The 2,028-nt window shown below is 71.1% G+C and carries 2 protein-coding genes; both read left to right on the top strand.

Annotated features, from left to right (window positions below):
* The first annotated feature begins 458 nt into the window (after positions 1-458).
* Entirely contained in the window at positions 459-1,598 is a 1,140-nt protein-coding gene (locus Q6969_RS15280) for a sugar-binding protein (RefSeq protein WP_317231209.1), read from the top strand.
* Between the two features lie 126 nt (positions 1,599-1,724).
* Positions 1,725-2,028: ATP-binding cassette domain-containing protein (locus tag Q6969_RS15275; RefSeq protein ID WP_317231208.1), on the top strand; the 304-nt coding region annotated here is incomplete at its 3' end.

Here is a 2,028-nt window from a genome sequence, read left to right as displayed (position 1 = left end):
CGTCGCGCCGGCCGATCCGCCGGGGGACCCCGTGCAGCCGGCGAGGCCGAGGGCGGCGGCGAGGGCGAGGGGAGCGAGGACGCGGGGGAGCCGCGCGGGGCGGCGATCGGTGCTCATCGGACCTGTCTACGCCGCCGACCGCCCCCGCGCGAGGGCCTGTCCGATCCGCGCAGCCCCGGCCGTCGTCCGCGCGGGCACCCCCGACCGCGGGACACCCCGGTAACGCTTGCGTAACGTCTCACGGCAGCCGTATCCGCAGCCAGGGAAATGGATAAGTTCTGACCGACGACAAAAGTGCGGACCGCCGGTGACCGGCCGTCCGCTCCGCGTCGCCCAGCACCTCCACACCACAGCAGCACCCGACCCGAGGACGCGTCGGCGCACCGCACGGCTCCCGCGACGACGCGCGGCCCGGTGCCCGCACGGCCCGGGCGGGCCACCCGAGAGGACCCGCCGACATGGCATCCGGACGACACGCACGACAGATCAGCTCCCTCCTCCTCCTCGCCGGCGTCGCCGTCGGCCTCACCGCGTGCGCGCCCCAGGGCGCCACGAACACCGGCTCGGCCGGTGGCGGCGACGAGTCCGGCACCGAGTGCAACGTGGGCATCTCGATGCCCACCCGCAGCCTCGAGCGGTGGATCAACGACGGCGAGGGCCTGAAGACCAAGCTCGAGGCCGACGACTGCGCGGTCGACCTGCAGTACGCCGACAACAAGACCGACGCGCAGATCAGCCAGATCCAGAACCAGGTCGCGGGCGGCGCCAAGATCCTCGTGGTCGCGGCCGTCGACGGCAAGACCCTGGGCCCGGCCCTCGAGGACGCGAAGACGCAGGGCGTCACCGTCATCGCGTACGACCGCCTCATCAACGGCACGGACGCGGTCGACTACTACGCGACCTTCGACAACTACAAGGTGGGCCAGCTCCAGGGCGAGTTCATCAAGGACCAGCTCGACCTCGACAACGCCGCCGGGCCCTTCACCATGGAGCCGTTCGCCGGCAGCCCCGACGACAACAACGCCGGCTTCTTCTTCGGCGGCGCCTGGGACGTCCTCCAGCCCTACGTCGAGAGCGGCAAGCTGACGGTGCCCTCGGGCAAGTCGCCGGCCACGAGCGAGGACTGGCAGTCCATCGGCATCCTCGGCTGGGGATCCGACGACGCGCAGGCCGAGATGGACAACCGCCTGCAGTCGTTCTACACGGGCGGCCAGAAGGTCCAGGTCGTGCTCTCGCCCAACGACAGCCTCGCGCTCGGCATCGAGGCGTCGCTCTCCAGCGCCGGCTACGCGCCCGGCGCCGACTGGCCCGTCATCACCGGCCAGGACGCCGACAAGGCGAACGTCCAGGCGATCCTCGCGGACAAGCAGTCCATGACGGTCTGGAAGGACACCCGGGCGCTCGGCGACCAGGTGCAGAAGATGATCGGCGAGATCGTGGCCGGCGACGACGTCACCGTCAACGACACCGACTCGTACGACAACGGCAACAAGGTCGTCCCGTCGTTCCTCCTCGACCCGCAGGTGGTCGTCAAGGACGACGTGCAGACCACGCTCGTCGACTCCGGCTTCCTGAAGGCCTCCGACGTCGGCCTGTAGCCCGCACCGCGGTCGACGGGCGCCCGGCACCACGCCGGGCGCCCGTCGGCCGCGCATCCGTCTCCACCCCGCGCGCGCCGACCCGGCGCGCGCGACCGACCCGAACGGGAACCAGGAGCCACAGGAATGAACGACGTCATCCTGCAGATGACCGGCATCGTCAAGGAGTTCACCGGCGTGCGCGCCCTCGACGGCGTGGACGTGACCGTCCGCCGCGGGGAGGTGCACGCCATCTGCGGCGAGAACGGCGCGGGCAAGTCGACGCTGATGAAGGTGCTCAGCGGCGTGTACCCGCACGGCTCGTACGAGGGCACGATCACCATCGACGGCCGCGAGGTCCGCTACGGATCCATCAACGACAGCGAGCGCGACGGGGTGGTCATCATCCACCAGGAGCTCGCGCTCAGCCCCTACCTCTCCATCGCGGAGA

Origin of the sequence: Clavibacter sp. MX14-G9D (assembly GCF_032917815.1) — a bacterium.
In the GTDB taxonomy this organism is placed as follows: Bacteria; Actinomycetota; Actinomycetes; order Actinomycetales; family Microbacteriaceae; genus Clavibacter; species Clavibacter michiganensis_K.
This window is presented reverse-complemented; position numbering and strand designations above follow the sequence as displayed.